Annotated in this window: 21 protein-coding genes; 16 read left to right on the top strand and 5 right to left on the bottom strand. The window is 70.3% G+C overall.

Going from position 1 to position 25,287, the window contains the following annotated elements:
- The first annotated feature begins 67 nt into the window (after window positions 1-67).
- Both OIE74_RS09830 and OIE74_RS09825 read left to right on the top strand, forming a co-directional pair.
- Window positions 68-1,513, top strand: coding sequence for an aldehyde dehydrogenase family protein (locus OIE74_RS09830; protein ID WP_329392229.1), 1,446 nt, complete (start codon window positions 68-70; stop codon window positions 1,511-1,513).
- A 315-nt stretch (window positions 1,514-1,828) separates the two neighbouring features.
- Window positions 1,829-3,793 (top strand): acyl-CoA dehydrogenase family protein, encoded by a 1,965-nt coding sequence (locus tag OIE74_RS09825; RefSeq protein ID WP_329380875.1) that lies wholly within the window; start codon window positions 1,829-1,831, stop codon window positions 3,791-3,793.
- 157 nt (window positions 3,794-3,950) lie between these two features.
- On the opposite strand, the gene OIE74_RS09820 is transcribed toward OIE74_RS09825, so the two are convergent.
- Window positions 3,951-4,844, bottom strand: coding sequence for an IS982 family transposase (locus tag OIE74_RS09820; protein WP_329379891.1), 894 nt, complete (start codon window positions 4,842-4,844; stop codon window positions 3,951-3,953).
- A gap of 275 nt (window positions 4,845-5,119) precedes the next feature.
- Entirely contained in the window at window positions 5,120-6,316 is a 1,197-nt protein-coding gene (locus tag OIE74_RS09815; RefSeq protein WP_329380873.1) for a glycoside hydrolase family 64 protein, read from the bottom strand.
- A gap of 403 nt (window positions 6,317-6,719) precedes the next feature.
- Between OIE74_RS09815 and OIE74_RS09810 the strand changes: the two genes are divergently transcribed.
- From OIE74_RS09810 to OIE74_RS09780, 7 genes are all read left to right on the top strand, one after another.
- Window positions 6,720-7,571 carry a hypothetical protein gene (locus tag OIE74_RS09810; protein ID WP_329380871.1) on the top strand — a complete coding sequence of 284 codons (852 nt, stop codon included), beginning with the start codon at window positions 6,720-6,722 and terminating at the stop codon, window positions 7,569-7,571.
- Between the two features lie 72 nt (window positions 7,572-7,643).
- Window positions 7,644-8,906, top strand: coding sequence for a 1-deoxy-D-xylulose-5-phosphate reductoisomerase (dxr, locus tag OIE74_RS09805; RefSeq protein ID WP_329380869.1), 1,263 nt, complete (start codon window positions 7,644-7,646; stop codon window positions 8,904-8,906).
- Window positions 8,903-10,204 (top strand): M50 family metallopeptidase, encoded by a 1,302-nt coding sequence (locus OIE74_RS09800; protein WP_329380867.1) that lies wholly within the window; start codon window positions 8,903-8,905, stop codon window positions 10,202-10,204. Before dxr ends, OIE74_RS09800 begins: the two co-directional genes overlap by 4 nt.
- A 224-nt stretch (window positions 10,205-10,428) precedes the next feature.
- Entirely contained in the window at window positions 10,429-11,583 is a 1,155-nt protein-coding gene (gene ispG, locus OIE74_RS09795) for a flavodoxin-dependent (E)-4-hydroxy-3-methylbut-2-enyl-diphosphate synthase (protein ID WP_329380865.1), read from the top strand.
- Window positions 11,584-11,791: 208 nt separating this feature from the next.
- The gene (locus tag OIE74_RS09790; RefSeq protein WP_329392228.1) at window positions 11,792-12,634 is read left to right on the top strand and encodes a GNAT family N-acetyltransferase; all 843 of its coding nucleotides are present in this window, start codon (window positions 11,792-11,794) and stop codon (window positions 12,632-12,634) included.
- A gap of 15 nt (window positions 12,635-12,649) precedes the next feature.
- Complete coding sequence (locus OIE74_RS09785; RefSeq protein ID WP_329380864.1) at window positions 12,650-13,225, top strand: GNAT family N-acetyltransferase; 576 nt, start codon at window positions 12,650-12,652, stop codon at window positions 13,223-13,225.
- A gap of 94 nt (window positions 13,226-13,319) precedes the next feature.
- Complete coding sequence (locus tag OIE74_RS09780; protein WP_329380862.1) at window positions 13,320-15,017, top strand: proline--tRNA ligase; 1,698 nt, start codon at window positions 13,320-13,322, stop codon at window positions 15,015-15,017.
- Between the two features lie 184 nt (window positions 15,018-15,201).
- Here the strand turns inward: OIE74_RS09780 and OIE74_RS09775 are convergent, their stop codons facing one another.
- From OIE74_RS09775 to OIE74_RS09765, 3 genes are read right to left on the bottom strand one after another with little or no spacing between them, the layout of a single operon-like run.
- Complete coding sequence (locus OIE74_RS09775) at window positions 15,202-16,098, bottom strand: aminoglycoside phosphotransferase family protein (RefSeq protein WP_329380860.1); 897 nt, start codon at window positions 16,096-16,098, stop codon at window positions 15,202-15,204.
- 32 nt (window positions 16,099-16,130) lie between these two features.
- Complete coding sequence (locus OIE74_RS09770) at window positions 16,131-16,556, bottom strand: ferritin-like domain-containing protein (protein WP_329380858.1); 426 nt, start codon at window positions 16,554-16,556, stop codon at window positions 16,131-16,133.
- Complete coding sequence (locus OIE74_RS09765) at window positions 16,553-17,164, bottom strand: hypothetical protein (RefSeq protein WP_329380856.1); 612 nt, start codon at window positions 17,162-17,164, stop codon at window positions 16,553-16,555. The genes OIE74_RS09770 and OIE74_RS09765 overlap by 4 nt, the downstream gene beginning before the upstream one ends.
- A 153-nt stretch (window positions 17,165-17,317) precedes the next feature.
- Here OIE74_RS09765 and rimP point away from each other — a divergent pair, with 153 nt between their 5' ends.
- The 7 genes from rimP (at window position 17,318) to truB (ending at window position 24,964) form a co-directional block, all read left to right on the top strand.
- A complete protein-coding gene (gene rimP / locus OIE74_RS09760) occupies window positions 17,318-17,815 on the top strand; it encodes a ribosome maturation factor RimP (RefSeq protein WP_329380854.1) in 498 nt (165 codons plus the stop codon).
- A 2-nt stretch (window positions 17,816-17,817) separates the two neighbouring features.
- Window positions 17,818-18,870: a transcription termination factor NusA gene (gene nusA / locus OIE74_RS09755; RefSeq protein WP_329380852.1), complete on the top strand. Its 1,053-nt coding sequence runs from the start codon at window positions 17,818-17,820 to the stop codon at window positions 18,868-18,870.
- Between the two features lie 478 nt (window positions 18,871-19,348).
- Window positions 19,349-19,621: a YlxR family protein gene (locus tag OIE74_RS09750; protein ID WP_329392227.1), complete on the top strand. Its 273-nt coding sequence runs from the start codon at window positions 19,349-19,351 to the stop codon at window positions 19,619-19,621.
- 155 nt (window positions 19,622-19,776) lie between these two features.
- On the top strand, window positions 19,777-22,908 hold the full coding sequence (gene infB / locus OIE74_RS09745; RefSeq protein ID WP_329380850.1) for a translation initiation factor IF-2: 3,132 nt from the start codon (window positions 19,777-19,779) through the stop codon (window positions 22,906-22,908).
- A gap of 207 nt (window positions 22,909-23,115) precedes the next feature.
- Window positions 23,116-23,409: a DUF503 domain-containing protein gene (locus OIE74_RS09740; RefSeq protein ID WP_329380848.1), complete on the top strand. Its 294-nt coding sequence runs from the start codon at window positions 23,116-23,118 to the stop codon at window positions 23,407-23,409.
- A gap of 77 nt (window positions 23,410-23,486) precedes the next feature.
- Window positions 23,487-24,029, top strand: coding sequence for a 30S ribosome-binding factor RbfA (gene rbfA / locus OIE74_RS09735; RefSeq protein WP_329380846.1), 543 nt, complete (start codon window positions 23,487-23,489; stop codon window positions 24,027-24,029).
- On the top strand, window positions 24,026-24,964 hold the full coding sequence (gene truB, locus OIE74_RS09730) for a tRNA pseudouridine(55) synthase TruB (protein ID WP_329380844.1): 939 nt from the start codon (window positions 24,026-24,028) through the stop codon (window positions 24,962-24,964). Before rbfA ends, truB begins: the two co-directional genes overlap by 4 nt.
- Window positions 24,965-25,287 lie beyond the last annotated feature (323 nt).

Raw genomic sequence — 25,287 nt, 5'->3', positions numbered from 1 at the left:
CCCCTACGGTGGAGGAGACAACATCACCACTTCGGAAGGGCCGGGACTCGCAATGCCGAACGAAACTGTGGCAGCCACCCATGCCTTCTGGCTCGCCGGGCGCCAGGCCACCGGTGAGGAGACCTTGGACGTCACGTCCCCGTGGGACGGCCGGCTCGTCGGCAACGTCGCCGTTCCGACCGAGGCCCAGGTCGAAGAGGCCGTCGCCGCCGCGTACGCCGTGCGCGACGAGTTCGCCGCGACGCCCGCCCATGTCAGGGCCGCCGCGCTCGATCATGTGTCGCGGCGTCTGGTCGAGCGCACCGAGGAGATCGCCCGCCTGATCTCCGCCGAGAACGGCAAGCCCATGAAGTGGGCACGCGGCGAGGTCGGCCGCGCCGTCTCGGTCTTCCGGTTCGCGGCCGAGGAGTCCCGCCGGTTCAACGGCGGCGAGGCCCAGCGACTCGACACCGACGCCGGCGGCACCGGGCGCCTCGCGCTGACCCGCCGCTTCCCGCGCGGCGTCGTCCTCGGGATCGCGCCGTTCAACTTCCCGCTGAACCTCTGCGCGCACAAGATCGCCCCGGCCATCGCCGTCGGCGCCCCGATCATCCTCAAGCCGGCCCCCGCGACGCCGCTCTCCGGCCTGCTCATCGGCGAGCTGCTCGCCGAGACCGAGCTGCCCGCCGGCGCCTGGTCGGTGCTGCCCGTCTCCAACGACCGGATGCCCACCCTCGTACAGGACGAGCGGCTGCCGGTGATCTCCTTCACCGGCTCCGACAAGGTCGGCTTCGCCATCATGGACTCGGTGCCGCGCAAGCACTGCACTCTCGAACTCGGCGGCAACGGTGCGGCAGTTGTCCTCGCCGACTACGCGAGCGAGAAGGATCTCGACTGGGCGGCGACCCGGATCGGCACCTTCGCCAACTACCAGGGCGGCCAGTCCTGTATCTCGGTGCAGCGCGTCGTCGCGGACGCGTCCCTGTACGAGCGGCTCGTACCGAAGATCGTCGCCGCTGTCGAGGCGCAGGTCACCGGCGACCCCTCCGACGACGCCACGGATGTCGGCCCGCTCGTCAGCGAGGACGCCGCCAAGCGCGTCGAGGCATGGGTTGACGAGGCCGTACGCGCCGGCGCCCGGCTCCTGGCCGGCGGAAAGCGCGACGGGGCGGCGTACGCGCCCACCGTCCTGGCCGACGTTCCGCCCGACGTCACGATCTCCTGCGAGGAGGTCTTCGGCCCCGTCGTCACTCTCAGCCGCGTCGACGGCGAGGAGGCGGCGTTCGAGACGGTGAACGACTCCAAGTACGGCCTCCAGGCAGGCGTGTTCACCCACGACGTGCAGGCGGCGTTCCGCGCGCACCGGGCGCTCGAGGTCGGCGGCGTGATCGTCGGCGACATCCCGTCGTACCGCGCCGACCAGATGCCGTACGGCGGCGTCAAGCAGTCCGGCGTCGGTCGCGAGGGCGTGAAGTACGCGATGGACGACTACACGTACGAGCGCGTGATGGTCTTCACCGGCCTGACCCTGTAGAGCGCGGCCAACGGCGGACGACGGGGCCGTACGAGGGGGCGTAACACCCCCCGTCCGGCCCCGTCCACGCCCCGCCGCATTCGTCCGAGGAGAACGCCGCCGGGAGTGCCGTGGTGCGCTCCCGGCCACCTCGGGGTAGGCGTCGGACCCCCGCCCCGTCGCGCCGACGGTGCGCGGCAGGACTGGCTACACGCTCGGTAATCGGGTAGATACGGACGAGTAGTACCGGCCGGTACCTTTCCCATCAGGGCGCCACGAGAACGCCTTGGCCGGTCGGGCCCATCGACCCGACTTTCGCGGCGAGGTGAGTTCCCGATGTCCGCTCCATCCGATTCATTCGACACGGCCCAGGTCCCGGAGCCCCCCAAGGTCTCCGAGCGGGAAGCGCGCCGGGTGGCCGAAGCCGCCCGTGAGCAGAGCTGGCGCAAGCCGAGCTTCGCCAAGGAACTGTTCCTCGGCCGTTTCCAGCTCGATCTCATCCATCCCCACCCCGCACCCCCGGCGGAGGACGTACGGCGCGGAGAAGCCTTCCTGGCCACGCTGCGCGAGTTCTGCGAGACGCACATCGACGGCGCCAGGATCGAGCGCGAGGCGCGCATCCCCGACGAGGTGATCAACGGCCTCAAGGAACTCGGCGCCTTCGGTATGAAGATCGACCGCAAATACGGCGGCCTCGGCCTCACCCAGGTGTACTACAACAAGGCGCTCGCCCTGGTCGGCATGGCGAACGCCTCGATCGGCGCGCTGCTCTCCGCGCATCAGTCCATCGGCGTACCGCAGCCGCTGAAAATGTTCGGCACCCAGGAGCAGAAGGACACGTTCCTGCCGCGCCTGGCCCGTACCGACATCTCCGCCTTCCTGCTGACCGAGCCCGACGTCGGCTCCGACCCCGCGCGCCTTGCCACCACGGCGGTGCGCGACGGCGACGACTACGTCCTGGACGGCGTGAAGCTCTGGACCACCAACGGCGTCGTCGCCGACCTCCTCGTCGTGATGGCCCGCGTACCGAAGTCGGAGGGCCACAAGGGCGGCATCACCGCTTTTGTCGTCGAGGCGGACTCGCCGGGCATCACGGTCGAGAACCGCAACGCCTTCATGGGCCTGCGCGGTCTGGAGAACGGGGTCACCCGCTTCCATCAGGTACGGGTCCCGGCAGCGAACCGTATCGGCCCCGAGGGCGCCGGCCTCAAGATCGCCCTCACCACGCTCAACACCGGCCGTCTGTCGCTGCCCGCGATGTGCGTCGGCGTCGGCAAGTGGTGTCTGAAGATCGCGCGAGAGTGGACGGCGGCGCGCGAGCAGTGGGGCAAGCCGGTCGCCCACCACGAGGCGGTGGGGGAGAAGATCTCGTTCATCGCGGCGACGACGTTCGCGCTGGAGGCCGTGGTCGACCTGGCGTCCCAGATGGCCGACGAGGACCGCAACGACATCCGTATCGAGGCGGCGTTGGCCAAGCTGTACGGCTCCGAGATGGGCTGGCTGATGGCGGACGAACTCGTCCAGATCCGCGGCGGACGGGGCTTCGAGACGGCTGAGTCGCTGGCGGCCCGCGGTGAACGCGCCGTGCCCGCAGAACAGATCCTTCGCGACATGCGGATCAACCGGATCTTCGAGGGCTCAACGGAGATCATGCATCTGCTGATCGCCCGCGAGGCGGTCGACGCGCACCTGGCGGTGGCCGGCGACATCATCGACCCCGACAAGACGCTGTCCGACAAGGCCAGGGCCGGGGCGCAGGCAGGCGTCTTCTACGCGCGCTGGCTGCCGAAGCTGGTTGCCGGACCGGGCCAACTGCCCACCTCCTACGCGGAGTTTCACCCCAAGGGCCATCTGGATCTCTCAGCGCACCTGCGCTACGTCGAGCGGACGTCGCGCAAGCTCGCCCGCTCGACCTTCTACGCCATGTCGCGCTGGCAGGGCGCCATGGAGACCAAGCAGGGCTTCCTCGGCCGCATCGTGGACATCGGGGCCGAGCTGTTCGCGATGAGCGCGGCGTGCGTACGGGCCGAGATGCTGCGTACGGGGGGAGAGCACGGCCGCGAGGCGTACCAGCTCGCCGACGTCTTCTGCCGGCAGGCCCGGCTCCGCGTCGAGGAACTGTTCGCGCGGCTGTGGTCCAACACGGACGACATCGACCGCAAGGTCGTGAACGGCGTGCTGTCCGGGACCTACACCTGGCTGGAGGAAGGCATCATCGACCCGAGCGGTGACGGCCCCTGGATCGCGGACGCCACGCCCGGCCCGTCGCAGCGGAAAAACGTCCACCGGCCGATCCGCTGAGCGACCGGGGAGCTGGAGCGCCCCGGACCGACCGGGAACCGGGCCCTTCCGGGCGTTCCGACGGGGCGGGGGAAACCACCGGGCCGCGTCCTCCTTACGGAAGACGCGGCCCGGGGCGTTACGGGGACGCTGCCCTAGACGAGTCATTCCGATGTGATCAGTGGTCATAGGCGATCAGGGATCGCAGGACGGGCTGGCCGGTCTTGTGGTTGTGCCAGATCGCGGCGGCCATCGCGAGGACGCGCTGAGCGACGCGGACTGCGACGCCCTCGAAGGTCCGGCCGCCGTGCTGTTCCAGGTCGAGCTGGCCTTTGAGGGTGTCGTTGACCGACTCGATCAGTTGCCGCACTGATTTCAGGAGACTCTCGCCCTTGCGTTTCTTCTCGCGCTTGAACGACGGCCGCAGCAACTCGGCACCCCTCAAGGCCAAATCGGCCTCGAACTCCTTGGCGGCGAAACCCTTGTCGGAGATCACCAGCAGCCCCGGCCGGTTCGTGACTGTCTCGGGTTCGCGGTCGAGCATCGCGGTCAGTACCTCGCGCTCGTCCATCTTCGGGGTCGCCAGCGCCCACAGGATCGGCATCCCGGCCGGAGTGCACACCAGGAACAGGCGCAGGCCCCAGAAGAACCGGGAGTGCGAGGCGCAGTACCCGTATCCGGCCCAGCCGGCCATGTCCGACCGCTTCACCGTCGGACGCGAGCGGCCACACTCCACCGGCGTGGAGTCGACGATCCAGTGGTTGTCGAACCAGAAGTCCGTATCGACGGCCAGCAGCCGTATCGCCTTCCTGACCAGTGGCAACGCGGCTCTGAGCCGCTTGTTCCAGCCCGGCTGCCTGGGCACGTACGGGAACATCCGGCCCAAGCGGGAGTCCACGAACCGCAGCCACCGCGACTCTGAAGTGAAGCCCAGCAGCGCCTGCGCGACAGCGAGGCAGACAAGCTCGGAATCCGTCAGCTGCGGCGGTCGGCCCAGCCACCGGGTACCCCCGATCTCGTCGTCGATCTTCACGTACAGTGCGGTCAGCAGGGCGTCCAGGTTGTTCGTCACACAACGATCTTGGACGCCCTGTCTGCGTTCCCGGACACACCGTCAGCATTCGGAATGACTCGTCTAGTTGAACGGGTCGAGCGTGAGGTACGCCTGCCGCGGGTCGCTCAGCGGAAAAACGTCCACCGGCCGATCCGCTGAGCGACCGGGGAGCTGGAGCGCCCCGGACCGACCGGGAACCGGGCCCTTCCGGGCGTTCCGACGGGGCGGGGGAAACCACCGGGCCGCGTCCTCCTTACGGAAGACGCGGCCCGGGGCGTTACGGGGACGCTGCCCTAGTTGAACGGGTCGAGCGTGAGGTACGCCTGCCGCGGGTCGCCGTCGTGCACCAGCGACTCGTGGGCGCCGACGTCGTCGAAGGCGAACGCGTACGCCTTGCCGTCAGCCATCTGCTCGTGGATCTTCCGCGCGTAGTGGTTGGTGACGCTGTCCTTGTAGAAGTTCGCCGAGTTGGCGTCAGGCTGGTTGGGGTTGGTCAGGAGCGTCGAGCGGTTGAACCCGGCGCACAGGGTGCGTGAAATCGGGCCCCGTACTTGGTCGTTGGGGGCGTCGAGCAGTTTGTAGCAGCCGAAGATGCTGTCGGCGTCCGGCTTCTGGAACGAAGTGACCACCGCGCCGGAGGTGTTGGTGAAGTTCATGACGTTGCCGGAGACCCTGCCGACGTATTTGACCGCCGGCTGATTCGCGAACGGGGTCACCGTGAGCGGGGAGTTGGCGTACTTCGCCCACACCCGGTTGATGTAGTCGTTCAGCACACCGGCCGGCAGGGCGCCGGACGCGATGCCGTGGCCCGGTGCGAGAGCCCGAAGCACGGTGCCGTCCGACCGGGTCTGGATCAGACCGCCCCAGCCGCCCGGCTGGCTCCTGAGGGAGTTGTAGAACCCGTTGTAGCCCCCCGGCTTCAGGTGGCCCGTGTTCTTGACGGTGCCGTTGGGGCCCTTGACGCCAACCGCGTACGGCGCCGAGAACATGTCGACCTGGGTGCTGTTGATCCACAGGCCCGAGTCGTTGAGTGTGTACTCGGACCAGTTGAAGAGGATGTTCCGGTTCGGGTCGCTCGGATTCTGCACGGCCGGCTGCACCAGCCCGCCGGTGGCCAGCTTGAAGACGAGCTTCTGCCCGTACGAGAAGTAGACCCGCCCCGAGAACTTCGGCAACTGGATCGTTTTGCTCTGACCCGGGGGCGGTCCCGCGATCGACGCGTCGGGCGCCGGGGTCGGCGGATTGCCGCCGCCGGGCCAGGCGTGGAAGGTGCCGTTGGCGTCGGCCCAGCCCTGTCGGCCGGAGGAGAGCTCTGTACCGAGGTTGTAGATGTAGAGCTGTTCGCCGCGGCCGGAGTCGTTCTTGATGGTGAACGGAATGGTGTTGGGCACCGCGGCCTCGGCCGGGGCGGCGCTGGTCAAGGCCGTGAATCCGGTGGTGAAGACCACCGCGGCGGCCAGAGAGGCCAGCAGCTTGCGTATCGCAGGCACTCGCTCTTCCTCCTCGTCAGGTAAATCCCGGTGAGATCAGTGGGGGCGGAATCTGACGTACGGACGCCGCCGGTGAGGCGGGTGAGACCTGAAGTGCCGGGGACCGGAACGCCGGCCGGGAGCGGGGAAACCGGAACCCAATGACTCTTCAGGTACAGACCTTTCTGAGAGCGCTCTCAGAATTGCGCCCGCGTGTGAGGCGTGTCAATGCGGATGCCGCAACTCGCCGAAGATGTCTCGACTCAGCCGTCGGCGCCCCGGCCCGCCGTTGTGACCATGGGGCACGCATGCAGCACAATCGAGCCGCGATGCGACCACACTTGGCGCGAGCCGCGCGATTCGGCCAAGGACGCCGCCGACGGCGCGGCACCGAGGACGCCGTCAACTGACGATTGGGGCAGGGATGTTCGGGGCGGGAAGCAAGGGACGGTCCAGCGGCCGACGCGCACGCCTGCGCCAGGTGGCGGCGCTCGCGCTCGTCGGCGCCGTACTGACCGGTGCGGCAGCTTGCGGCGGCGGGGGCGACGAGGCGAGCGAGGGCGACAAGGGCGGCAAGGAAAACGGAGCGGACGGCAAGGCATCCGCGTCCGCCCCCGCCGACGACGCGGACGACGCCGCAGACGACGGCGACGCCCCCGACCCGGCAGGCTCCGGCGGCACCGGGGCCCTCAGCCAGCGTGACCTCACCGTCCTCGCCTTCACCGACGGCGAGAAGATCGGCAAATACACTGCCGGCGAGTTCACCCTCGGCGCGCCCCTCGGCGAGGACTACACCGCCGACCCCGCCGTCTGCCAGCCACTCGTCAGCCTCGCCAAGGGCGCCACCGCCTTCGACCCGGTGTCCGAGGTCCACCGCAACGTCGACGTCGCCGAGGAGATGCTGGGCACGACCGTCGCCGTACAACTCCGTTCCTACAACGGCGACGGCGCGGCCTCCGTAATGAAGGCCCTTGGCGCGGCAGGCAAGGCGTGCGCGGGCGGCTTCGTCGAGAACCGGGCCATCGCCAAGGGGCAGTACTTGAAGGTCGAGCCGGTCAAGGCGCCCGACCACGGCGACGAGGCGCAGGCGTACCGCTTCACGATCCTCGACGTGAAGGGCACCCTGAAGCTGTACGAGTACCTCACCGTCGTACGCTCCGGTACCACCACCCTCTCCTTCCGGGCCGACATCACGGATACCAAGGACATCGGCAAGGTGCCGGAAGAGGTCATCACGGCGCAATGGAAGAAGTTCGAAGCGGGCTCCAAGCCCTGACGGGCCCCACCCCGCCCCCCGTTTTCGCCCCGCGCTGTCCGCGCCGTGGCCGGATGCGGCAAGAATGGGGCCATGAGCGACAGTCCAGCCCCCCTCGCCGACCCCCATATCGCCTTCGACGCGTCCGAAGGCCGCCGGGACATCGTCGTCCTTGGCTCGACCGGGTCCATCGGCACGCAGGCGATCGACCTGGTCCTGCGCAACCCCGACCGCTTCCGTGTCACCGCGCTGTCCGCCGCAGGCGGGCGGATCGGACTGCTCGCCGAGCAGGCGCGACAGCTCCGGGTCCGCACCGTCGCCGTCGCCCGCGAGGACGCCGTGCCGGCACTGCGCGAGGCGCTGCGCGCGGAGTACGGCTCCGAGCCGCTCCCCGAGATCCTGGCCGGGCCCGACGCCGCCACCGACATCGCGGCGTCCCCGTGCCACACGGTGCTCAACGGCATCACCGGGTCCATCGGCCTCGCGCCGACCCTCGCCGCCCTCGAAGCCGGCCGTACGCTCGCCCTCGCCAACAAGGAGTCGCTGATCGTCGGCGGCCCGCTGGTCAAGGCGCTCGCCAAGCCGGGGCAGATCATCCCGGTCGACTCCGAGCACGCCGCGCTCTTCCAGGGCCTCGCGGCCGGCACCCGGGCCGATGTCCGCAAGCTGGTCGTCACGGCCTCCGGCGGCCCCTTCAGAGGCCGTACGAGGGCGGAACTGGCCCACGTCACCCCGGACGCCGCCCTGGCCCACCCCACATGGGCCATGGGCCCCGTCATCACGATCAACTCCGCGACCCTCGTCAACAAGGGCCTGGAGGTGATCGAGGCGCATCTCCTGTACGACATCCCCTTCGAACGCATCGAGGTCGTCGTGCACCCCCAGTCGTACGTCCACTCCATGGTGGAGTTCACCGACGGTTCGACCCTCGCGCAGGCCACGCCGCCCGACATGAGCGGCCCGATCGCCGTGGGCATCGGCTGGCCGGTACGGGTGCCGGACGCCGCGCCCGCCTTCGACTGGTCCACCGCGTCGACCTGGGAGTTCTTCCCGCTCGACAACGAGGCGTTCCCGTCGGTGGGACTCGCCCGGCACGTCGGTTCGCTGGGCGGTACGGCTCCGGCGGTGTTCAATGCCGCCAACGAGGAGTGCGTGGACGCGTTTCTGGCGGGGCGGCTGCCGTTCAACGGCATCATGGATACCGTCACCGATGTCGTCGCCGAGCACGGCCGGCCCGCCAAGGGAACCTCGCTCACCGTGGCGGACGTCCTCGAAGCGGAGACCTGGGCACGCGCCCGGGCCCGCGAAGTGGCAGAGAAATTCGGCGAAGAACAGCCAGCGGAGGCTCGCGCATGACGATCCTGTTGACAGTCCTCGGCATAGTGATCTTCGCTGTGGGGCTGCTCTTCTCCATCGCGTGGCACGAGCTCGGCCACCTGTCGACGGCCAAGTTCTTCGGCATTCGCGTGCCTCAGTACATGGTCGGTTTCGGCCCCACCATCTGGTCGCGAAAGAGGGGCGACACCGAGTACGGGATCAAGGCCATCCCGCTCGGCGGCTACATCCGCATGATCGGGATGTTCCCGCCGGGCGCCGACGGGCGTATCGAGGCGCGGTCCACCTCACCCTGGCGCGGCATGATAGAGGACGCCCGGTCGGCGGCCTTCGAGGAGTTGAAGGAGGGCGACGAGACCCGGCTCTTCTACACACGCAAGCCGTGGAAGCGCATGATCGTGATGTTCGCGGGCCCGTTCATGAATCTGGTCCTCGCCGTCGTGATCTTCATGGGCGTCGCGATGAGCTTCGGCTTCCAGACCCAGACGACCGAGGTCGCCGGCGTTCAGAAGTGCGTCATCTCCCAGGACGTGGCGCGCGAGAAGTGCACGGCGAGCGACCCCGTCTCGCCGGCCCGCGCCGCCGGTCTCAAGGAGGGTGACAAGATCGTCGCCTTCAACGGAGAGCGCGTCGAGGACTGGTCCGTGCTGTCCAACCTCATCCGCGAGACGATCGGCCCCGCCACCATCACGGTCGAACGTGACGGCAAGGAGCAGGTCCTCCAGGCGACGCTCGCGAAGAACATGGTGGCGCAGAAGGATTCGGACGGGGAGGTCGTCCCCGACAAGTACGTTCCCGCCGGTTATCTGGGCTTTGCCGCCGCCACCGAGATCGTCCCGCTCTCCTTCGGCGACTCCGTCGACCGCATGGGCGACATGATCGTGACCGGTGTCGAGTCGATCGTCGCGCTGCCCTCGAAGATCCCCGATCTCTGGAGCGCCGCCTTCTCCGACGGCGACCGCAAGGACGACTCGCCCGTGGGCGTCGTCGGTGCCGCGCGGATCGGCGGCGAGGTGATGACGCTGGACGTCCCGGCGCAGAACCAGATCGCGATGATGCTCTTCCTGCTCGCCGGATTCAATCTCTCGCTGTTCCTCTTCAACATGCTGCCGTTGCTGCCGCTCGACGGCGGGCACATGGCCGGTGCGTTGTGGGAGTCCGTACGGAGCAAACTCGCCCGCCTCTTCAAGAGGCCCGACCCGGGGCCGTTCGACGTGGCGAAGCTCATGCCCGTCGCCTACGTCGTGGCGGGGATCTTCATCTGCTTCACGCTGTTGGTGCTGATTGCCGACGTGGTGAATCCCGTCAAGATCATGTAGTTGGTACGGAGCGCGGCGGGCGCCGCGCTCCGTACGCCGGGAAACAGTCCGTGCCGCCGAAGCGGCCTCAGGTTTACCGTCGGGTGTCTCTTTGCGCCCGGCCGTAGGCCTTTGGGTGGTTTGCTAGCAGCGGTGTGCTCGTACGGCGGGCCGGTGACGTAATCTCGATGGTTGGAGCCCGCCGAACTCGGGACCACAATCCACACCTTGGGGTTGCACAGCAGATGACTGCGATTTCTCTCGGAATGCCGGATGTTCCGACGAAGCTCGCCGACCGTAGGGTCAGTCGACAGATCCAGGTCGGTTCGGTGGCTGTCGGTGGTGACGCGCCGGTTTCGGTGCAGTCGATGACGACGACGCGTACGTCGGACATCGGGGCGACGCTGCAGCAGATCGCGGAGCTGACGGCGTCGGGCTGTCAGATCGTGCGGGTGGCGTGTCCGACGCAGGACGACGCGGACGCGCTGGCGACCATCGCGAAAAAGTCGCAGATCCCGGTGATCGCGGACATCCACTTCCAGCCCAAGTACGTGTTCGCGGCGATCGACGCGGGGTGCGCGGCGGTGCGGGTGAACCCGGGGAACATCAAGCAGTTCGACGACAAGGTCAAGGAGATCGCGCAGGCGGCGGGTGCGGCCGGCACCCCGATCCGCATCGGTGTGAACGCGGGTTCGCTGGACGCGCGGCTTCTCAAGAAGTACGGCAAAGCCACCCCGGAAGCGCTCGTCGAGTCCGCGTTGTGGGAGGCGTCGCTCTTCGAGGAGCACGGTTTCCGGGACATCAAGATCTCGGTGAAGCACAACGACCCGGTGGTGATGGTCAACGCCTACCGGCAGTTGGCGGCCCAGAGCGACTATCCGCTGCATCTGGGTGTGACGGAGGCGGGGCCGGCGTTCCAGGGAACGATCAAGTCGGCGGTCGCGTTCGGCGCGCTGCTCAGCGAGGGCATCGGGGACACGATCCGCGTCTCGCTCTCGGCGCCTCCGGCGGAGGAGGTCAAGGTCGGCCTGCAGATCCTGGAGGCGCTGAACCTGAAGCAGCGCCGTCTGGAGATCGTCTCGTGCCCGTCCTGCGGGCGTGCCCAGGTGGATGTGTACAAGCTGGCGGACGAGGTCACCGCGGGCCTGGAGGGCATGGAGGTCCCGCTGCGGGTGGCGGTGATGGGCTGTGTCGTGAACGGCCCCGGTGAGGCCCGTGAGGCGGATCTGGGTGTGGCCTCCGGGAATGGCAAGGGCCAGATCTTCGTGAAGGGTGAGGTCATCAAGACGGTGCCCGAGTCGAAGATCGTCGAGACGCTCATCGAAGAGGCGATGAAGATCGCCGAGGAGATGGAACGAGACGGCGTCCCCTCAGGCGAGCCCGAGGTCTCCATCAGCTGAGGGGCGGCCCGGGGCTTCTGTGAGCCCGTCGGCAGACCTGTCGGCCCCTGTCCCTCCGTCCAGTCCGCGTTCCGGCTCCGTACGGGCCCCGCACCCCACGCCTCAGGGCGTCCGGAGGGAGCGGGGCCCTTCGGTGTACGCGGCGCGTCACAGAAGTGACGGGTACAGTGCGAAGAATCAGCAGACGTATGGTGAGGCCCCTCTCGTGTTGACGCAGACCACCACTCGGGTCCTCGACCCAGGCGAACTCGGCGCCGCGCTCGCCATTCTTGAGAGTGAGCCCGTCGCCAACGCGTTCGTGGCTTCGCGTGTCCAGGCGGCGGGGCTCGATCCCTGGCGGCTCGGCGGCGAGATGTGGGGCTGGTACGCGGACGGGCGGCTGCGCTCCCTCTGCTACTCCGGCGCCAACCTGGTGCCCATCTGCGCTTCCCCCGAGGCCGTCCGGGCGTTCGCGGACCGCGCCCGCCGTACGGGGCGCCGCTGTTCGTCCATCGTCGGCCCCGCCGAACCCACAGCCCTCCTGTGGCGGCTTCTGGAGCCCAACTGGGGCCCCGCGCGCGAGGTTCGGGCGAACCAGCCGCTCATGGTCACCGAGCAAGTGCCGGAAACGGTGCGGCCCGACCCCCTCGTACGCCGCATCCGCAAGGACGAGCTGGAGACGATCATGCCGGCGTGCGTCGCGATGTTCACCGAAGAGGTCGGCGTCTCGCCGCTGGCCGGCGACGGCGGGCTGCTCTACCAGGCGCGGGTGGCCGAACTCGTAGGTGCGGGGCGGTCGTTCGCCCGTATCGACGACGGCAAGGTGATTTTCAAGGCGGAGATCGGCGCGGCGACGCCACACGCCTGCCAGATCCAGGGCGTATGGGTGGCACCCGAGTTTCGCGGCCGGGGCCTCTCCGAGAACGGCATGGCGGCCGTCGTACGGTACGCGCTTGCCGACGTCGCCCCCGTCGTCAGCCTGTACGTGAACGACTACAACACCCCCGCGAGGGCCTCCTACCGACGGGTGGGCTTCCGCGAGGTGGGCGCCTTCATGAGCGTCCTCTTCTGAAAGTAGGGTTCGGCCATGCCGAGCGTGCCGAGCTTTCCCGGGAGCGAACCCCAGATCCCCGACGTACGCGTAGGGCCGATCGATCTCGCCCCGCGCGTGGACGAGGCGCTGGCCGTTCAGAAGCTCGCCTTCGGGCTGAGCGAGGCCGAGATCGGCGTACGGCGCCAGATCGTGCTGCGACACCTCATGGCGCCCGGTGCCCGCGCCTACGGGGCGCTCACGGCGGAGAACCGGCTGGCCGGCTTCGTCTACGGCATGCCGAACGACCCCTCCCACTGGTGGTCCACGATCGTCGAGCCGTACCTGCGTGCCGGCGACCTCGACGGCTGGCTCGACGACTCCTTCGTCATCACCGAACTGCACGTCCACCCCGCCTTCCAAGGACACGGCATCGGGCGCGCTCTGATCACCACCATCACGGACGGTGCCCGGCAGCCCCGCTCGATCCTCTCCGCGATCGACACCGAGAGCCCCGCCCGCGGCCTCTACCGCTCCCTCGGCTACCAGGACCTGGCGCGCCAGGTCCGCTTCCCCAGCGCCGCCAAGCCGTACGCGGTGATGGGCGCCCCGCTGCCGCTGCGGCGGCGCTGAGCACCCTACGGGGCACCGTTACTGATTTCCGCCCGCCGGTGTGCCCCGGATAACCTCCTGGCAACACCCGAGAAGAAACGCAGGAGTGCTCCCCATGTCCCAGGTCCAGCGCATGTCCCGATTGATGGCCAAGACACTGCGCGACGACCCGGCGGACGCGGAGACCCTCAGCCACAAGCTTCTGGTCCGCGCCGGGTACGTGCGCCGCACCTCCGCCGGACTCTGGAGCTGGCTGCCCCTCGGTAAGAAGGTCCTCGACAACATCGCCCGCGTCGTACGCGAGGAGATGGACGCCATCGGGGCGCAGGAAGTACTGCTGCCGGCACTGCTTCCCAAGGAGCCCTACGAGGCGAGCGGTCGCTGGGACGAGTACGGCGACCTCCTCTTCCGTCTCAAGGACCGCAAGGGCGGCGACTACCTGCTCGGCCCGACGCACGAGGAGATCTTCACCCTCGTCGTCAAGGACCAGTGCACGTCCTACAAGGACCTGCCGGTGATGCTCTACCAGATCCAGACGAAGTATCGCGACGAGGCGCGCCCCCGCTCCGGCGTGCTGCGCGGGCGCGAGTTCCAGATGAAGGACTCGTACTCCTTCGACACCACGGACGAGGGCCTGGCCGAGTCGTACGCGCTCCACCGCGCGGCGTACCAGAAGATCTTCGCGCGCCTGGGGCTCGACTACCGCATCGTCTCCGCCGTCTCCGGCGCCATGGGCGGCTCCGCCTCGGAGGAGTTCCTGGCCCCGGCCGCCGCCGGTGAGGACACCTTCGTCGACTGCCCCAACGGCGACTACGCCGCCAACACCGAGGCCGTCACCTTCACCACCGACCCCGTCGACGGATCGGCGCACGGGGCGCTGGAGGAGCTGGACACCCCCGAGACCCCGACCATTGAGACGCTGGCCGCGTTTCTGGACGTGCCGGCCTCCGCGACGCTGAAAAACCTTCTGGTGAAGGTCGACGGCGAGATCACCGCCGTCGGCGTCCCCGGCAACCGCGAGGTGGACCTCGGCAAGCTCGGTGAGCACCTGGCGCCCGCCGTGGTGGAGCTGGTGACGGCGGAGGACTTCGAGGGCCGGCCCGAGCTCGTACGCGGCTACGTCGGCCCCCAGGGGCTGAAGATCCGCTACATCGCCGACCCCCGCGTGGCGCCCGGTACCGCCTGGATCACCGGCGCGAACAAGGCCGGTACCCACGCGCGCAACGTCGTCTGCGGACGCGACTTCGAGGTCGACGACTACCTCGACGTCGTGGTCGTCGAGGAGGGCGACCCCTGCCCCGTGTGCGGCGCGGGGCTGAAGCTCGGGCGCGCCATCGAGATCGGTCACATCTTCCAGCTGGGCCGCAAGTACGCCGACACCTTCCAGCTCGACGTGCTCGGGCAGCAGGGCAAGCCGGTGCGGGTGACCATGGGGTCGTACGGCATCGGCGTCTCCCGCGCCGTCGCCGCGCTCGCGGAGCAGACCGCCGACGAACAGGGTCTGTGCTGGCCCCGTGAGATCGCCCCGGCGGACGTGCACGTCGTCGCGGCGGGCAAGGCGCTCCAGACGGAGCTGGCGGTCGACGTCGCCGAGCAACTGGCGGCGGCGGGGCTGCGAGTGCTGGTCGACGAGCGCGCCGGCGTCTCGCCCGGTGTGAAATTCACGGACGCGGAGCTGATCGGCGTTCCGCAGATCCTGGTGGCGGGGCGCCGCGCGGGCGACGGCGTGGTGGAGCTGAAGGACCGCCGCAGTGGCGAGCGCGAGGAGCTCACGGTCGCCGAGGCGGTCGCGCGTCTGACGGCCGCCGTCTGACCGTCGCCGCCGCCCTTCGGTGGCGAGCAGTACGACGGCGTACGGGGCGGGCGGGCCGGTCCAGGTGACGGGCCCGCGCCCCCCCGTAGCCGCTCGCCCCTCCCCGTGACCGGCCATCCTGAGGAGGGAGGCACCGGCGCGGGCGCCGGGCGCTGCCACGTCCATCGAGACGCACCGCGCCCCGCTACAGCCAGTCGGCGAACTCCAGCAACAGTTCCCCGTCTTGGCGCCTTCCGGCCTCCAGCGCGCGGACGCCCGACTCCACCGCGCGGAAGAGCGTCCACCCGCGCAGCCGCTCGCGGTCGATGTCCAGCGAGTCGGCCAGCTTGTTCACGCGGCGCCGCGTCGCGGACGCGCCGGACGCCGCCGCGACCAGGTCCTCCACGCGGTCGCGGACCAGCCGCGCCAGGTCGTACGCGCGCTCACCCACCACGGGCACGGGGCCGACCGCGAGCCACGGCGCCCGGTCGCCCGAGAGCACCTTGCCCTGGCGGAACGCCCCGTGGAGCAGCATCAGCTCCGTCGGCCCGGCCGCGAGAAGCTCCTCACGCGCGTCGAGGGCCGCCGTGACGAGCGGGACGACCTGCGGGTCGCTCGCCGCCCGCATCGCCGCCGCCTGTCGCGCCGTCCGCTCGGCGACCGTTTCGAAGCCGTGGTCGGCGACGGGCTCGACCCACAACTTCCGCACCGTTCCCGCCGCTTCGAGCAGTGCCTTGGCCTCCGGCAGGGAGCGCAGCGAGGTCTCGGTGTGGAGCCGTTCCAGCAGCAGCTCCCCGTCGGAGCCCGAGATGAGCTCCACGGAGCCCCAGCCCTTCCAGTGCGTCAGCGCCGCCCGCTCCGGCCCCGGGGCGGCGAACGGCGGCGCCACCTTGAGCGCCGCTGGCGCCCCGTCGGGGCGCCGTACGAGCACCACGAGGCTGCTCCCGCCACCCGGCGCCACCGCCCGCTCGACCGTCAACTCCCGCCGCTCCACCGCCTCCTGGGCGATCCCGGGCAGCCGCCCGAGCCACTCGCCGGCGACGGACTCCCCGTACGTCTCGCTCAGGGTGCGCACCAGCCGCCGCGGCGGTTCGAAAGCCATACGTGCCTAGATCCCTTTCGGAGCGAGCGGGCTCACAGTCGCTCGGCGAGCCCAGGAAAGGCTACGCCGCTGCCCCGCCAGCGCACCGCCCGGACCGCCGCCTCACGCAGTGCCCCCGCGGCGTCCTGGCGCAGCGGCCCCTCGGCGGCCCGCACGAGGTCGGAGTACACGCCCGCGATCCGGTCCTCCAACTCGGCGGCGAGGCTTACGGCGGCGGCCGAGTCGGGCACCTCGAAGGGCATGGCGTACGCGGCGGCGGCCGCCACCGGCTTGCCGCCGAGATCGCGCACCGTACGCGCGAGAGCGTCCCGTCGGGCTCGGTGGGCGTCGTACGCGTGAGTCGCCTCCGTGCGGCGTTCGTCGCCGACCCGGCCGCCGACGACGCCGTACCCGTAGATCGCGGCGTGCTCCGCGGCGAGGGCGGCCTGGGCGGCGTCCAGCGCACCGTCACTGCTCACGAGGGGGATCCTTCCGTCAGCAGGTACGCGTGGGCGGCGCCGGCCGCAGCGAGCGAGGCAAGCAGGCGGGCGAGCTCGGGCGGGGCGTGGACCAGCGCGTCGGCGTGCGCGTCTGCGGCACGGCGCTCGGCCGCGGCCAGCGCCTTGACGGCGGTGACGGGATCGGCGGACACGGACGGCGTGGTCCCGCCGTCTCCGCTGTCACCGACGGCCGTCCCCAGCGACGGGGCGGATGACGGGGCGGCCGTCGGAGACACCGACACGGACCGGGTCGGTGACGGGGACGGCTTCGCCGACTCGTCCTTCTCAGGAGACCGAGGAGGCGGCGACAGCGCGGTCACATGCCGCGCCACGGCGCCCCGCAGCGGCGCCAACCGCGCCGCCTCATCAGGATGCCGCTCAATCACCGCGTCGTACTGCCGCAGGAGTTCGCGCCTCGTGCTGGCGGACTTCACCCGCAGTGCCTTGGCGGCGCGGACGGCCGCCGCGCTCGTCGTGCCATCCGATCCGTCGCCGTCGTCACCACCCGAGCAGGCGGTCAGCAGACCCCCCGCCGCGGCCCCCGCCGCCAGGAGAGCACCCCGCCGTGTCGTCCCCGTGCGTCTCACGCGTGTCTCCCTCGGGCCTCGCAGTGATCACCGCAGGCGAGCGTACCTGCGGGTCAGCCGCAGGTGGACGGCAACACCCCCCGCGACCGGATACCCTTTGCCTGACACGCGACGATCCCACAACAGCACACACGCGGCCGAGGAGTCACCCGGATGAGCACCACCCACAGCGAGAGGCTGCGCGGACTGCTGGAACCGCTCGTCAGCGCGAAGGGCCTGGATCTCGAAGAGATCGAGCTGACCCGGGCGGGCAGGCGTCGTGTGCTGAGGATCGTGGTCGACTCCGACGACGGGGTGGATCTGGACGCGTGCGCCGAGCTGAGCCGCACCATCTCCACGACTCTCGACGAGACCGACGCGATGGGCGAGGACGAGTACCAGCTCGAAGTGACCTCCCCCGGAGCCGACCGCCCGCTGACCGAGCGCCGTCATTACGAACGCGCCGTCGGCCGTCTGGCGAAGATCCAGCTTCATGAGGGCGACGAATTCGTGGCCCGTGTCCTCGCGGTGGACGAGGCGGGAGTCGACCTCGAAGTACCGGGCGTGAAGGGGCGCAAGCCGACCGCCCGCCGGGTCGAGTTCGCGTCGATCGCCAAGGCGCGCGTGGAGCTCGAGTTCAACCGCAAGGACAAGAAGGAAGAGGAGGCGTAGCCATGGACATCGACGTGAAGCTCCTGAAGGGCTTGGCACAAGAGAAGGAGATCCCGTTCGACCTACTGGTCGAGGCGATCGAATCCGCCCTCCTCATCGCCTACCACCGCACCGAGGGAAGCCGCCGTCTCGCCCGCGTCGTCCTCAGCCGCGACAACGGTCATGTAACGGTCTGGGCCAAGGAGGACCCGTCGGAGCTGGAGGAGGGCCAGGAGCCGAAGGAGTTCGACGACACCCCGTCCGACTTCGGCCGTATCGCCGCCACGACGGCGCGACAGGTCATCCAGCAGCGGCTGCGGGACGCCGAGAACGACGTCACGTTCGGTGAGTACGCGCGCCGTGAGGGCGACGTCGTCGCCGGCCAGGTCCAGCAGGGCAAGGACCCCCGCAACGTCCTGGTGCGGCTGGACGACAAGCTGGAGGCCATCCTCCCTGTGCAGGAGCAGGTGCCCGGCGAGGAGTACACACACGGTCTGCGGCTGCGTACATTCGTGGTCCGCGTGGCCAAGGGCGTACGGGGCCCCTCGGTGACCCTGTCGCGTACCCACCCCAACCTCGTGAAGAAGCTCTTCGAGCTGGAGGTCCCGGAGATCGCGGACGGCTCCGTGGAGATCTGCGCGATCGCCCGTGAGGCGGGCCACCGTACGAAGATCGCCGTACGGTCCACCCGCTCCGGTCTCAACCCCAAGGGCGCCTGCATCGGCCCCATGGGGGCGCGGGTGCGCAATGTGATGGCGGAGCTGCACGGCGAGAAGATCGACATCGTCGACTGGTCGGACGACCCGGCCGAGATGGTCGCCAACGCCCTGTCGCCGGCCCGCGTCAGCAAGGTCGAGGTCGTCGACCTCGGCGCCCGCTCCGCGCGCGTGACGGTGCCGGACTACCAGCTGTCGTTGGCGATCGGCAAGGAAGGGCAGAACGCCCGCCTCGCCGCCCGCCTCACCGGCTGGCGCATCGACATCCGGCCCGACACGGAGCAGACCGACGGGGCGGACGGGGCGGCGGACAACGGCGCCGCCGCGGGTGGTCGGCCACCTCGCGGCGACCGGGGCTGACCCGACGGCGGGACGAGGCCACCCGGGGCGTACGGGGCGGTGTACGGCGCCCCGTACGGGGCGGGAGTCCGCGAACTTCGCGACGTACGGGCGGCGGAGCCCGGCGACGTACGGCACGGGGCGCGAGGCACAGCGTGCGGGGCACTGGACAACGTGACGATCACCACGCCGACGATCACCGCAGCGACAGATCGGTGGCCCGCCATCGCTCCGCAACCACACCGTCACCGCGCGGCAACCGCCCCGTACCTACCCCGTCACCACCGGTGACCGACCGCACCGTATCCGGCCATCGGCCGCCACCCGTCGCCCACCGGCGGTGACGGCCCGCCGCAGTCGGTCAGCTCCACCCGGCGCCCGCGACCTGCGGCGACGTGCGCCGACGAACGGTGCGGAGATCAACCGAGCTTTTTTGGCCAGCAAGCGTCCGACCGTCGCCCCAAAGGGGGGAGGCCGGCGCGGGGAGGTAGACTTGAGCATGTCTGGCCGGACGCACGCTCGCGCCTGCCCAGAGCGAACCTGCGTGGGATGCCGGGAGCGAGCGCCCAAGAACGATCTGCTGCGCATCGTGGAGGTCGAGGGTGCTTGCCTCCCTGATCCACGCGGTACGCTGCCCGGCCGGGGCGCGTATGTACACCCCGTCTCGTTCTGTCTCGATCAGGCGGTCCGCCGCCGGGCGTTTCCCCGGGCCTTCAGGGCCAAGGGACCGCTCGACAGCGCGGAACTGCGCCGACACATCGAGCAGGCGTAAATGCAAGAACACGTACGGCACGGAACCCCGTGCGAATCAGGTACCTCGCGAGTTGGAAGTAGGTCGAGATTGCGATGAGCACTCGATGAGTACGCGATGAGTACGCCCATGAAGTAGCGACGGTCCGGCGGTAACCCGGACCTAAAAGGAGCGAAGTGGCTAAGGTCCGGGTATACGAACTCGCCAAGGAGTTCGGCGTCGAGAGCAAGGTCGTCATGGCCAAGCTCCAAGAACTCGGTGAATTCGTCCGTTCGGCGTCCTCGACGATCGAGGCGCCGGTTGTACGTAAATTGACTGATGCTTTGCAGGGCCCCGGCGGCAACGCCGCGAAGCCCGCAGCGAAGCCCGGGGCCCCCCGTAAGGCGAGCCCCGCCAAGCCCGCCGCGCCCTCCCCGGCGCAGGCGGCACGTCCGGCTGCTCCCAAGCCCGGCGCCCCGGCTCCCAAGCCGGCCGCCGCCGAGGCCCCGCAGAGCGGCACACCTACCTCTCCGGCTCCGGCCGCGACGCCCGCCTCCGGCCCGCGTCCCGGTCCGAAGCCCCCGGCGTCGAAGCCCGCACCGTCTCCGGTGCCCGCGGCCGAGTTCTCGGCTCCGGCCCCGGCGGCGCCGCAGGCGCCCCAGGCCCCGCAGCCTCCGGCGGCCCCGCGTTCCGGTTCGGCCACCCCGGGGCCCCGCCCCACCGGTGGTCCTGCCGCCCGTCCGGCTCCGTCCGGCGGTCAGCGCGACGGCGGCCGTGACGGTGGCCGCGGCGGCGAGCGCCCCGCGCGTCCCGCGGGTCAGGGCGCCCGACCGGGTGCCCGTCCGGCGGGTCCCCGTCCGGGCAACAACCCCTTCACCTCTGGTGGTTCCACCGGAATGGCGCGCCCGCAGGCGCCCCGTCCGGGTGGCGCCCCGCGTCCCGGCGGTGCCGGTGCGCCCGGTGGTCCGCGTCCGCAGGGCGCCGGTCAGGGCGGTCCCCGTCCGCAGGCCGGTGCCGGTGGCCAGGGCGGTCGCCCCAGCCCCGGCGGTATGCCGCGTCCGCAGTCCCCGCGTCCCGGCGGCGGCCCCGCCGGTAACCGTCCGAACCCGGGCATGATGCCGCAGCGTCCCGCCGCGGGCCCGCGTCCCGGCGGCGGCCCCGGCGGAGGCCGTGGTCCCGGTGGTGCCAACAGGCCCGCCGGTGGCGGCGGTGGCGGCGGTCGTCCCGGTGGTGGCGGCGGCTTCGCCGGCCGTCCCGGTGGTGGCGGTGGCGGCGGTGGCTTCGCCGGCCGTCCTGGTGGCGGCGGCGGTGCTCCGGGTCGTCCCGGTGGTGGCGGTTTCGGTGGCGGCGGTGGCCGTCCCGGTTTCGGCGGACGTCCGGGTGGTCCCGGCGGCCGCGGTGGCACACAGGGCGCGTTCGGCCGCCCCGGCGGACCGGCCCGTCGTGGCCGTAAGTCGAAGCGGCAGAGGCGCCAGGAGTACGAGGCCATGCAGGCCCCGTCGGTAGGCGGCGTGATGCTGCCGCGCGGCCAGGGCCAGGTTGTCCGGCTGTCGCGCGGTGCGTCTCTCACCGACTTCGCGGAGAAGATCAACGCCAACCCGGCGTCGCTCGTCGCCGTGATGATGAACCTCGGCGAGATGGTCACCGCCACGCAGTCCGTCTCCGACGACACCCTGCACGTGCTCGCCGGCGAGATGAACTACGTCGTCGAGATCGTCAGCCCGGAGGAGGAGGACCGCGAGCTTCTCGAGTCCTTCGACATCGAGTTCGGCGAGGACGAGGGCGGCGAGGAGTTCCTCGTCGCGCGTCCGCCGGTCGTGACCGTCATGGGTCACGTCGACCACGGTAAGACCCGGCTCCTCGACGCCATCCGCAAGACGAATGTCGTCGCGGGCGAGGCCGGCGGTATCACGCAGCACATCGGCGCGTACCAGGTCGCCACCGAGGTCAACGACGAAGAGCGCAGGATCACCTTCATCGACACCCCGGGTCACGAGGCGTTCACCGCCATGCGTGCCCGTGGTGCCAAGTCCACCGACATCGCGATCCTCGTGGTGGCGGCGAACGACGGTGTGATGCCCCAGACGATCGAGGCGCTGAACCACGCCAAGGCGGCCGACGTGCCGATCGTGGTCGCGGTCAACAAGATCGACGTCGAGGGCGCGGACCCGACCAAGGTGCGCGGTCAGCTGACCGAGTACGGCCTCGTGGCCGAGGAGTACGGCGGCGACACCATGTTCGTCGACATCTCCGCCAAGCAGGGTCTGCACATCGACAGCCTGCTGGAGGCCGTGGTCCTCACGGCGGACGCCTCGCTCGACCTCCGGGCCAACCCGGAACAGGACGCGCAGGGTATCGCCATCGAGGCGCACCTCGACCGCGGTCGCGGCGCCGTCGCCACCGTGCTCGTCCAGCGCGGCACGCTGCGCGTCGGTGACACGATGGTCGCCGGTGACGCGTACGGCCGTGTCCGGGCGATGCTCGACGACAACGGCAACAACGTCGAGGAAGCGGGTCCCGCGACCCCCGTCCTGGTCCTGGGACTCACCAACGTCCCCGGCGCCGGCGACAACTTCCTCGTCGTCGACGAGGACCGCACCGCGCGGCAGATCGCCGAGAAGCGGGCCGCTCGTGAGCGGAACGCGGCGTTCGCCCGCAAGGGCGTCCGGTTCTCCCTGGAGAACCTGGACGAGGCCCTCAAGGCCGGCCTGGTGCAGGAACTCAACCTCATCATCAAGGGCGACGCGTCCGGTTCGGTGGAGGCTCTCGAGTCCTCGCTGCTCCAGCTCGACGTCGGTGACGAGGTCGACATCCGGGTCCTGCACCGCGGCGTCGGTGCGGTCACGGAGTCCGACATCGACCTGGCGATGGGCTCCGACGCCATCGTCATCGGCTTCAACGTGCGCGCCGCCGGGCGTGCTTCGCAGATGGCCGACCGCGAGGGTGTCGACGTCCGCTACTACTCGGTGATCTACCAGGCCATCGAGGAGATCGAGGCGGCCCTCAAGGGCATGCTCAAGCCGGAGTACGAGGAGATCGAGCTCGGTACGGCGGAGATCCGCGAGGTCTTCCGCTCGTCCAAGCTCGGCAACATCGCGGGTGTTCTCATCCGGTCCGGCGAGGTCAAGCGCAACACCAAGGCCCGGCTCGTCCGCGACGGCAAGGTCATCGCGGAGGACCTCAACATCCAGGGTCTGCGCCGCTTCAAGGACGATGTCACCGAGATCCGCGAAGGCTTCGAGGGCGGTATCAACCTCGGAAACTTCAACGACATCAAGATCGACGACGTCATCGCGACGTACGAGATGCGCGAGAAGCCGCGCGGCTGACGTACACCGGTGGTGCCCACCACCGCGTGACCGACGTGTCGCACGGTGCCGATGCCGCCCGGGTTCTGCTCGGGCGGCATCGGCGGTCCGGGGCCGGTCGACGGTGCTTAATCCGTCGATCGGCCCCGGCCGTTCCGTGTACGGTTTATGTGCCCCTGCCAAGCGCTGGCGGGCCCGAACCCGTACCGGCGGGACATCCGGATACACATGTATGTGGGGACACTGTCCTTCGACCTGCTCCTCGGCGACGTACGGTCGTTGAAGGAGAAACGCTCGATCGTCCGGCCGATCGTCGCCGAACTCCAGAGGAAGTTCGGGGTGAGTGTGGCGGAGACCGGCGATCAGGATCTCTACCGCAGGGCCGAGATCGGTCTGGCGGTGGTGTCCGGGGACACGGGGCATCTGAGAGACGTTCTGGACCGGTGCGAGCGCATGGTCGCCGGCCGTCCGGAGGTGGAGCTGCTGTCCGTACGACGGCGGCTGCACGGAGACGACGACTGAGTCCTGCCACCTGGCGGGCGACGGTCGTCGCGGCAAGAGCAGCAGACAAGAAACCCAGAAGGAAGAGTGACGGACCGGTGACCGACAACGCGCGGGCCCGCAAGCTGGCCGACCGCATCCAGGTCGTGGTCGCGGAGACCCTGGACCGGCGTATCAAGGATCCTCGGCTGGGGTTCGTGACCATCACGGACGCCCGGGTCACCGGCGACCTGCGGGAGGCCACGGTCTTCTACACGGTCTACGGCGACGACGAGGAGCGCGCGGCGTCCGCCGCCGCCCTGGAGAGCGCCAAGGGCGTGCTGCGGTCCGAGGTGGGCCGTCAGACCGGCGTGCGATTCACGCCCACGCTGGCGTTCGTCCCCGACGCGCTGCCGGACAACGCCCGCACCATCGAGGACCTTCTCGACAAGGCGCGCGCCAAGGACGCGGAGGTGCGGGAGGTGTCGACCGGTAAGACCTACGCGGGCGAGGCCGACCCATACCGCAAGCCCGGCGACGAGGGCTACGAGGACGACGCCGAAGGCGGTTCGGAGGCCGGGGGCGGGGCGGATGCCGCGTCCGGCGACGGTGCGGCCGGCCGAGGCGACGGCGACGACACGGACGGTGCCGCCGCTAAATGACACAGCAACTCCCCACGCCCGACGGCCTTGTCATCGTGGACAAGCCGTCGGGCTTCACTTCGCACGACGTCGTGGCCAAGATGCGCGGCATCGCCAAGACCCGTCGCGTCGGCCACGCCGGCACGCTCGACCCCATGGCGACGGGCGTCCTCGTCCTCGGCGTGGAACGGGCCACCAAGCTGCTGGGGCATCTCGCCCTGACCGAGAAGGAGTACCTCGGCACGATCAGGCTGGGGCAGGACACCGTCACCGACGACGCCGAGGGCGAGACCACCTCGTCGACAGACGCGTCCGGGGTCACCCGCGAGGGAATCGACGCCGGGGTGGCCGCCCTCACCGGCGCGATCATGCAGGTGCCGTCCAAGGTCAGCGCGATCAAGATCGACGGGAAACGGTCGTACGCCCGCGTACGGGGCGGCGAGGACTTCGAGATCCCGGCGCGGCCGGTGACCGTCTCGTCGTTCAAGGTGTACGACGTCCGCGCCGACGTCGCGGAGGACGGTACCCCCGTGGTTGACCTGGTCGTGTCGGTCGTCTGCTCCTCCGGTACGTACATCCGCGCCCTCGCACGTGACCTCGGTGCCGGGCTCGGCGTCGGGGGGCATCTGACGGCGCTGCGCAGGACGCGGGTCGGTCCGTACGGCCTCGACGAGGCGAGGACGCTCGACCAGCATCAGGAGCGGCTGACGGTGATGCCGGTCGCGGACGCTGCCGCTTCGGCGTTTCCGCGCTGGGACGTGGACGAGAAGCGGGCGAAGCTGCTTCTCAACGGGGTGCGGCTGGACATGCCGGTGCGCCGGGACGGGGCGGCGAGGGCCGGCACCGGCTCAGGCCCCGGACCTGGCCCCGTGGCGGCGTTCGGGCCGGACGGGCGGCTCCTGGCGCTGGTGGAGGAACAGGGCGGCAAGGCGAAGAGCCTGGCGGTCTTCGGCTGAGGCGGGGCGGCCTTCCCCCGGGAGCGCCGTCGTCGAGGCGGGGGCGTACGTACGGATCGTCGCCCACGCGTGGCGTCAGGCGCGCGTGCCGGGTGGGTGGCCGTTCCGGCGACCTGCACGGCGGCCGAACGCTTCCATCTCCTGAATACGGTGCCGGAGTTGGCGATCGGCACGCGCCGCAGCGATGCGCTGAGGCTGGGTGGCGAAGCCTTGGGCGGGCCGGTGCTGTGCGCCGCGACGGGCGCCGTACCGGGCGTCATCGGTACGGCGCTGCACACGGAACACCGCGGCGGCCGGCCCCGCTCTCCCGCTGAGGGCGGGCG

The organism is Streptomyces sp. NBC_01716 (assembly GCF_036248275.1).
Taxonomy (GTDB): Bacteria; Actinomycetota; Actinomycetes; order Streptomycetales; family Streptomycetaceae; genus Streptomyces.
Note: the sequence above shows the minus strand (reverse complement) of the source record. Positions and strands in the feature narration are given on the sequence as shown.